Origin of the sequence: Calothrix rhizosoleniae SC01, from assembly GCF_900185595.1 — a bacterium.
Taxonomy (GTDB): domain Bacteria; phylum Cyanobacteriota; class Cyanobacteriia; order Cyanobacteriales; family Nostocaceae; genus Calothrix_A; species Calothrix_A rhizosoleniae.
In genome coordinates this window covers 1-8,787 of sequence record NZ_FYBH01000276.1, presented here as the reverse complement: position 1 = coordinate 8,787, position 8,787 = coordinate 1, and the positions used below count along the sequence as shown (strand labels likewise).

The window sequence follows — 8,787 nt, the reverse complement described above, 5'->3', positions numbered from 1 at the left end:
AATTCATTATCAAGCATTTTCAAAAGCCAATTTTTCAGTTAGCTGTCCAGCGCAACAAAATTAACTTGTTAGTCTACGAACCCAGCCAGGAGGTTATTCTGCAATGGATCAAACCTTGAGTTATGCAGACATTCTCAAAAAGACGGTACAAGAAGCAGTTGTCAATCAACCTCGTTTACAGGCGATCAAACTCTATCCCGTTTGTGATACTGAATCCGGTCATTTTCTGGTGTTAGCAACGGGTTGGAATAAACAACGCCGGATGGACACCATTCTGTTTCATGCGCGTTTAGTAGAGCAGCAAATCATCATTGAAGAAGACAACTTTGAGGAGAGCTTAACCCAAACTCTTATTGCTGGGGGTATAAAAAGAGAGGACATTGTGACCCATTTAGAACCTGCATTTACATCCTGGGAAGTGCGATCGCCCAGCCCCGAATGACGTTTGGCAAAGAAGAACGGCAAAATCAATACTTATATACCCAAATAAATCTGTAACTTTTAAATCTTATATATTACTATTTGCGTATTTATATTGATAAAAATCCAGGTTTATATTTCAATAGAAAGAAAATAATTATACTTAACTACTTGTCTTGTACTTCCTTAAATGCGATCGCTGACAAAATTAAAAATACTCATGCCCGAATCACAGTAATCGCGCGTTGATTTTCCGTTACAACAATCTGAGTGGATAAACGTTCTTCCATTGGTAGGGCATTTTTACGTCTGTCAAACACAAATAACCAACCAAAATCCAACCCCAAACGGGCTAAATAGGATTCTAATTGCTCAATCCCCTCAGTTTGTGGGTCACGCTTTTTCTCCCGCCATACTTTTAACTCGATACCCAACGTGACATCTTTATAACGCAGACATAAATCCATTCTGTCACTACCAATCGCATATTCCCTTTCCAGGGTTCCACCACCATTAACAACACGATGCAAGAAAGCCATTAATACGATGTGGGGAGCGATTTCATGGTAGCTAGTACTTTTCAATAATGGTTCCCCATGTTGTCGCCAAAACTTGATAAACGCCGCCAATAAAGCATCTTTATTTAGTTTACCTTCAGGATTTAACCAAGTTGGTGCAATCACTGGTAAAGAAGCCATTGGCGTTACTGTTAATACCCTGGGTAAGACCTCGCGATAAATTGGATTAGCAATAGTTAATCCACCTTGGGGATGCATTTTACATAAACCCAAGTCAATCACAAATTGAATATCATCGTTGGGTATATCCCCCAATTCCAGACCAGCTAACATCGGCTCGATAATCGCTTTTATCCTTGGTTCCCGTAAGCGTTCGGCTAAACTATCAAGATGAGTATCTTGACGGGCAATTAATATTTCCTTTGCCTGTAAAATATGCTCATGAGTAATAGGAGTATTTCTATCCCTAACCATTTTTTCCACAACTTCTTTGGCTAGAGCATTAACTAACCAAGGTTGTCCCTGGGTTAAATCAAAGGCTGTTGCTGTTGCTGATGGAGTGAAAATTTGTCCTGTCTCTTCTGTATGTTGTTGGTATAGTTGTGCAACTTCTGGGGCGTTAAAATTTCTTAGGGTAATGGAGGTGACTTTAATATTAAAAGGACTGGCTGTGTTTAATCTATCGCTTCCACCTGATTCAACCTTATAATCTCGCACATCCCGCAAGCCAACCAATCCTACGGATGAGGGAAAATTTTCTGGACGATTGGGAAAACCATCTCGTAACTGTCGTAAAACTGAAATTAGTGTTTGGTCTTGCAAAGAATCAATTTCATCGATAAATAGTACCAAAGGTCGGGACGAAGCTTTTGCCCAATTCTGCAAAAAAGACCTAATTCTGCGTCCGGGTTCTGCTTTTTGCTCTGGCTTTAAAGCCGGTGGTTGCAACTCATCTGGTAATCGAATGGAAATTGTATCGTACCAAGCCCCTAAAATCGCCAATTCTGCTGCACCTGGGTCATGATTAAATGCACTTCCCACCTCCACGGATACCACTACTGCTGCATAACGTCCAGTTGCGGTAAGTTGCTGGGCTAGGGCTAACATTGCCGTTGTTTTCCCTGTTTGTCGCGGTGCATGAACGACAAAATAACTTTCTTGTTCAATCAGCAGCGATAAGTCGGGGAGACGACTTGTTGCTGAGAGCGTATAGTGTTTGTCGGCTTTACATGGGCCAGCAGTGTTGAACCAGCGAGACATAGGATGTTGGCATTTGGCGGACACTTTGAGTTTAGACGATTTTGGGGAAGAGGAAGGACTTATTGATTTCCGTATAATTGAAGCAGTTATGCATTATCAAGTCATGTTACTGAAATTTTATGGGAAATCAAAAGATCATAGCACTACAAAATATCTTCAGTTCTAGGCTCGATACGTTGAGTCATATTTTAGAGATAGCAGAGAGTCATTTCGCAGATGATGTAGAGTCTCTATTGCAGCGTCGCATCGCACCCGATATGTTTCCTTTTGGCACACAAATAGCATTTGTTTGCAATCAGCCCCGTAACTTCGCATTGTGGTGCTTAGGAGAGCCAGCAGACAACTTGAACCCCAATGTTGCATCTCTTGTTGAGGCGCGCGATCACATTTCATCGACTAAGGAATTGTTGACAAGTATCAATGTTACTGATTCTAAACTGTCAGAAATCAACAGGCTCGATCTTGGACAAGGACTATACGCAGAATTATCTGGACTTTCGTATGTAGATGATTTTCTGATGCCAAATTTTTATTTCCATATAACAACAGCGTACAATATCCTGCGTATGGCAGGAGCAACAATAGGTAAACGCGACTTTATGATGCATTTAGTACCTTCTGTGAAGCATCAAGACAATACATAACAACCTCCATGCACTAGAACTTTATTGTGTTAGTCGTCCAGTGGCGGTAAGTTGCTGGGCTAGGGCTAATATTAAACACTACTTAACAAGACCAATACACCAAATGCGATAAGCATTCGCGGAGCGTGTCCCTTTTGGACTCAGCTTTACGCCAAAGCCCTATCGCTAATCTCAGTTTAGGGAAAAATTAGGTAATGCCTGAGAAAGCCAAATAAATTGTAGCAGATAAAAATCAATGGATTTGCTGCTAGATACCACCTGAAAATCGCCTAATTTAAGGAAAGGCCAGGGAATAATTACGCCTATCCTGGCAAATCCCTACTATATAAGCAATTCCCCAACTTATTTCCATATAACTGCTGTGGGGCCATTGTCCGCCGAGAAGGGCATAAATCTCTAGAGGTTTGGCGGATACGGTAACACCTGTTTCATAATGTTTGCCAGTAAAGGCGGTATATCTGCGAACAGCCTCTTCATAGAAAGGACTTTTACTATAATTTTTATGGGTCAAATCTACAGCAAATAAACCATAAAAATAACGAGGTATACTTTGGATGGTTTCCACTAGTTGACCAAGGTTTCTGGCCAAAATCGCATTACGGGGTACTTCTGTTCCCCAAGCTGTATCTAATGCCCAAGACGCACAGGTAAGGTGAGAGCCTCCGCAAATACCACATATACGAGGTGTGGCAATTAATCCTGCTTTTGGATCTTTCCCACGCAAAATAACTTCAAATCCTCGGAAGAGTTCTGCTTGAGTCCAAGCGTTAATTACATGTCCATCTTCGATATCTACTCGAACATCTAAATCGCCTTCTACTCTACCAACCGGCGAAATATCTAGTGTTTGAATTGCCATGATTATTTGTTAACGGGACTTTATTGCTACAGAATGTGGAGTGTAGGAACAGAGCACCTTCTAAAAAGAAGGTGCTTGAAAGAAGGATTAATAGCATTTTTGGAGCTAATTTTTTGGTATTTCCTCAAAATTGCTTGGCTTCCTACAGAATTAATGATTAAACGGTGAAAAACTCTTCATCTGTCCATTCAGGAGCAGTATTTTTGGCTACTACTGTTAGTAAGGCATAGTCTTTCTTGTTTACTCCTGTGGGTAAATCTTTAGGAGCGCCTAACATTGTTTGGGTTTTAAAGACGGTTCCTGGCTTCAGATCATAGAAGGGAAATTCTGGTTCTGTACAACCAAGACAAGGCATACCAGCGCGAGTTTTAGAGGAAACCCGATTCCACAATACCCGGTTACAGGAAGAATGAGTCATGGGCCCACGACAACCCAAGTCATAAAAGAGACATCCCGTGCGATCGCCAAATTCTTGGGTAGATGCTCTGTAGGCAAAATGATCGTTGCGAGTACAGCCTGTTTGGGTAAAGGTACTAAAGAAGGTTTTGGGACGATGTAATTCGTCTAAGTCAATATCTCCGATACGTCCAGTAGCTATTGCTACTAGTATTTGGGAAATCCAGTCGGGATGAGCAGGACATCCAGGGATATTAATTACTGGTAATCCCCCTTGGGAAATGAAATCTTGGCCTAAAAAACCCCCTTTTTGGCGCTTGAGGAATTGTAAGCCCTGGGATTCGCTGGGATTAGGTTCCATCGCTGGTATTCCTCCCCAAGAAGCACAATCACCCACGGCGACGATAAATTTAGCCACCTTAACAAGGTCTGTTAACCATTCTTTCATGGGGCGATGGGCAAACCTGTTCCATTCCCCAGTACCATCAGGGGCGTTGACTACTGTACCTTCAAATACGAGGATATCCACAGGAGTTTTCCCGGAAACACAGTCCCATAGAAGTGCTTGTAAATTATCCCCTAGTTCGACTCCCAAAGATGGATGCCAAAGTAGATTAAAGCCAAAGTCAGCAAGTAAATCGCAAGCTGTGGGTTCTTCGGCATTAAGAAATGACATGGTGTCCCCGGAACAGGCACCACCTTGCAACCATAATACGTTAGTCATTCAATTTTAGATTTTGGATTGTGGATTGTGGATTGATTTACATTGCAGAGCTTCATTATTTTTTTAATCTTTAGTTCTTTTATCATATGCATTTTTGCTGAAATTTTCTATAAGTTAAATAAAAATTAAAAAATATAATTATCGTTACTTTAAAGACAAAACAAAAAGTTATCCAATAACATTATATTTATCTTTTATTGCCTAACATGCTCATCCCATAAGTTAAATATTGCTATTTATTTTATTATCGATAGTTACTTATTCCTATATCCTCATATTATCCATAATCCTGCCAATAAATTAGATAAAAATTTTTATTTTCCGTTCTTGACAGAACTTGATAGTAATTTTGATAGTTGTATGATTTAATCAATAGACTAGCAATCCTTGAAAAATGACTACATTTATGAGATGTATCTTTGTTTATCTGTATTCAAATCTAGAGTATGTAGTTACTTTAAAGATATTGTAAATCCTTATATTTTTGACCTAGAATTTTATTAATTGATTGTTTTATATTAAATGTAGCTTGTACATGAGCAATTATGAGTATTAGCTAACATACCCAACAGCAAAACAGTAAATTATCTTGTTGATTTTCTCAGTTTTATGTTGCTGAAACAGCAGTTATGCATTTATATGCTGTTCGGATTTTTGAACGAGAATGGTTTTGGTTTAGCTAACAACTATTATGTAAGTGAAGTGAATGGTGTGAAGGGAGTGCTAGAGGCGGGATTAGGAAACACAAGGTAAAACAAGAGTCAAGGGAGTTTCCAGACTGGCGGAGTGTGAAATTAACCCAGTGTTCCCCTATTTTCCATAGCATCTATCAAACGGTGTGTATAGCCCTGGATGAGACGCTTTGCAGCGTTTCTATTAGTTCTAATGGGCATTTTATAAATTGCTTTACTCACCTTGAGGAAGAGAGTGATGACCCCTAGCATTACAGATGCAGCAGTAACGGCAGCAATTGCAGCCATTGCATCGGAATCGGTAAAAACGGAAGAAAAAATTCAAATGCTCATTGAGATAGCACAAGGTTTTCAAAAAAAGCCTAAAAGTGCCAAGGATTTGCGGAATGCAGTATCCTTATATTACCGAGCTTATGAAATGAGTGGTGAGGATTATCCCTTACTCAAAGCTCGCTCTCAAGTGGGTATGGCGGGTGCATTGCAGTCAATTCCCGATGTAGATAGTGACTTACTGCTGCAAGCAAAAGTTGGTTATGAAGAGGCGCTACCGATTTTGCAACAGTTGGCTTCCTCGGAAGAGGTAGCGGAAGCAAAGATGAATTTGGGGTTGGTATTACAGTCCTTAGTACCCTTCCATTTAGCACGCATTACTGACAGCATCCAGGCTTACCAGGAGGCTGTACAGATATTTACCTGGGAGCGTTATCCTCAAGAGTATGCCATATTGCACAACAACATTGCCATCGCTCATATTTCTATGTCCACGACTGGCAAGCAGCAAGATTTACAACAAGCACTAGCTATAGAGACTTTTGAAGAGGCATTGCAACACATCAACTTAACTGATTGTCCTAGGGAGTATGCAATGTTACAGAACAATTTGGGTAATACATTGCAATGTCTAGCTACGGATTCTGTGGATTATTTACTGCGAGCGATCGCAGCTTATGATGAAGCCTTGAAAGTGCGTAATCTGCAAAACACACCCCTAGAATACGCCAATACAATTGCCAATAAAGCCAATGCCTTATTTAAGTTACCAGATAATGTGGAAAAACCAGCAATAGGAAATGAGCAAAATTTGAAACAAACACGTACTTATTATCAACAAGCATGGACAATTTTTACTAAATATAAACAGGTAGAACAAGCGGAAATTGTTGCCCAAGCACTGCAAGAAGTTGATCAAAAAATTATGAATATTCAATAACTGATAATTCACAACTTATAATTTGTAAATTAATTATGACTGATACACTCACACATTTTGTTTTTGATGACATTAATCTGATGACAGGAATGTTATGGTTGCTAATTGCGATCATGATATCAATGATTGGTGGTGCAATTAGCGGCATGGTTATAGCAGGAGAAGAAATAGGTTATCAATTATCTGCTATGTTAGGCAGTTTGTTTGCACCAGCTGGTGTAATTCCTGCCATAATCTTAGGTTTATTTATTCTCAGCTTCTTTGGAGTTAGATAGGAGGAATTATGTTTGAAATTGGGTGGTTTTCGGCCAAACTGTTTTTGAAAGGTAAACTACTACGGGATCCTGTTGATTTTGCCTTAAAGGTTTGTCTTGCCAGTATTGCCGGTTTATTATTACTAGTATCCCTAGGAACACTTAAATTACCATTGTGTATTCCCATTACTGTTTCTAGCTTAGTCGCAGGAGCAATTATGCCATTTTTGCTCAAGGACTTCAAAATGAAGTAATCTGTGAATGATTAGTCAAACTATATTCTTGATTTTATTTCAGGTATTGCTACTAATGATATAAGAGTGCTCAAAAAGACTAATTATGACAGTCATTTTGATACAGGCTGCAATTTATCATTACTGAATAAAGGTAATAAAATACATTTCTGTAAATGACTACACCGTCATCAAAGTCATAAATACAGTAAATATTATTTACCTTTGATTTATATATCAGTGCTAGTGGTTGGCGAACTACAGAAAATACCAACCACTAATACAACTTCTATACAATATAAGTACTAACTAATGACCAATCTAGAAGAATTAGTACAAGATATAGAATACCTGGAAACAATTATTGCAGAGTGGGATAAAAGCCAACAGGATGTAGTCTTAGACTTAAAGATGGCAATTAAATCATTGCATGGTTATGCTTTGACCCATTTTATAGAGAATATTAAGCCAGAATCAATATCCTCGTTACTGCATACAGATATTGATAAAATGGTATACAAATTACTACTTGACAACAGAATGATAGAAGCTCCAAAAGAGCCTTTAATTCAGCGTCTACAGCAAGTTTTAGACAAGATGAGACCTTATATAAAACAGTATCATAAAAATCTGGAGTTAGTAGCTTTTAAGCCACCAGATACTCTAGAAATTAATTTAGTGGATCATGGGAATCATGATATATCTGTAAATTTAAATTTATTACCAAAAATTCAAAAATCTATTCAATATTACTGTCCGGAAATCCTGAAAATTACTACCATACAATAAGCTGCATCCAGTTTCTCGAATTTTTGCAGAACTGAGGGAGCTAAATTTTCACAGCTGCTTCATCAAGATATTGAGACAACTCCACAATAAAAATAACCTCATCTTCTGGGATAGTAATCCTGCCCATCCTTGTCTTCTCAATTGGCAAGATACCTAAACTACAGAAAATTTTGGTCTATTTTTCGATCCGGAAAATTTTCATTAAAATTATCATTACTATTATTAATCCCAAGAATTTGACCTCATCAGAATGTATTAATTAATTCTTGTATAATCTCTTGAATTTTAAAAAAATATGGTATAGTAGTTATCCCATTTTACAAAGATTAATACCGATTTTTAGGGAAGAGTAATCTTATTATGTCTGCTAACCTACTAACAGACGCTTGTTTAAAGTGGTTAATGTTAATTGCTGTGGTATTTAATATTTCATCCACAGCATATTTGTTATCATTTGCTCATACAGAGGAATTATCAGCAAAAGAGAATATAGAACAAAAAAATCAACTGATAAATACGACAGCAACATTATTTCTGGGGTTAGCAGTCATAATCCATGCTTACTATGCAGCAAAGCGTTTAAAATTCATCCAAGAAAATAATAATGCTGCTAGCAAAAATATGTATATAGGGATGAGAAATACCCAGCTAGCTCAAGAAAAGTTAGTGGCAGAACGCTTGAATAATGCCGTCGTTCAACTTGGTGCAGATAATGTCGTCACTAGAACAGGAGCAGTTTATATTTTAGAGAGAGTTGCCCAAGATTCAGAGTTAGAATCATGGACGGT

Annotated in this window: 8 protein-coding genes and 2 pseudogenes; 7 read left to right on the top strand and 3 right to left on the bottom strand. The window is 38.4% G+C overall.

Annotated features, from left to right (window positions below; genetic code table 11):
- Window positions 1-103 precede the first annotated feature (103 nt).
- Window positions 104-442, top strand: coding sequence for an element excision factor XisI family protein (locus CALSC_RS16590; RefSeq protein ID WP_088242420.1), 339 nt, complete (start codon window positions 104-106; stop codon window positions 440-442).
- A 196-nt stretch (window positions 443-638) separates the two neighbouring features.
- On the opposite strand, the gene CALSC_RS16585 is transcribed toward CALSC_RS16590, so the two are convergent.
- Entirely contained in the window at window positions 639-2,198 is a 1,560-nt protein-coding gene (locus CALSC_RS16585; protein WP_088242419.1) for an ATP-binding protein, read from the bottom strand.
- A gap of 119 nt (window positions 2,199-2,317) precedes the next feature.
- On the opposite strand from CALSC_RS16585, the gene CALSC_RS16580 reads away from it, so the two are divergent.
- A complete protein-coding gene (locus CALSC_RS16580; RefSeq protein WP_088242418.1) occupies window positions 2,318-2,842 on the top strand; it encodes a DUF1993 domain-containing protein in 525 nt (174 codons plus the stop codon).
- A gap of 349 nt (window positions 2,843-3,191) precedes the next feature.
- On the opposite strand, the pseudogene CALSC_RS16575 reads toward CALSC_RS16580, so the two are convergent.
- Window positions 3,192-3,701, bottom strand: a pseudogene (locus CALSC_RS16575) (nickel-dependent hydrogenase large subunit); the annotation flags it as partial.
- A gap of 157 nt (window positions 3,702-3,858) precedes the next feature.
- The gene (locus tag CALSC_RS16570) at window positions 3,859-4,821 is read right to left on the bottom strand and encodes a hydrogenase small subunit (protein ID WP_088242416.1); all 963 of its coding nucleotides are present in this window, start codon (window positions 4,819-4,821) and stop codon (window positions 3,859-3,861) included.
- A 930-nt stretch (window positions 4,822-5,751) separates the two neighbouring features.
- On the opposite strand from CALSC_RS16570, the gene CALSC_RS16565 reads away from it, so the two are divergent.
- The 5 genes and pseudogenes from CALSC_RS16565 to CALSC_RS16545 form a co-directional block, all read left to right on the top strand.
- Window positions 5,752-6,723 (top strand): hypothetical protein, encoded by a 972-nt coding sequence (locus CALSC_RS16565; protein ID WP_088242415.1) that lies wholly within the window; start codon window positions 5,752-5,754, stop codon window positions 6,721-6,723.
- Window positions 6,724-6,758: 35 nt separating this feature from the next.
- On the top strand, window positions 6,759-6,998 hold the full coding sequence (locus tag CALSC_RS16560) for a hypothetical protein (protein ID WP_088242414.1): 240 nt from the start codon (window positions 6,759-6,761) through the stop codon (window positions 6,996-6,998).
- Between the two features lie 8 nt (window positions 6,999-7,006).
- A complete protein-coding gene (locus CALSC_RS16555) occupies window positions 7,007-7,231 on the top strand; it encodes a hypothetical protein (RefSeq protein WP_088242413.1) in 225 nt (74 codons plus the stop codon).
- A gap of 291 nt (window positions 7,232-7,522) precedes the next feature.
- Window positions 7,523-7,999, top strand: a complete 477-nt coding sequence (locus CALSC_RS16550) for a hypothetical protein (protein WP_088242412.1) — start codon at window positions 7,523-7,525, stop codon at window positions 7,997-7,999.
- Window positions 8,000-8,359: 360 nt separating this feature from the next.
- A pseudogene (locus tag CALSC_RS16545) lies at window positions 8,360-8,787 on the top strand (pentapeptide repeat-containing protein); the annotation flags it as partial.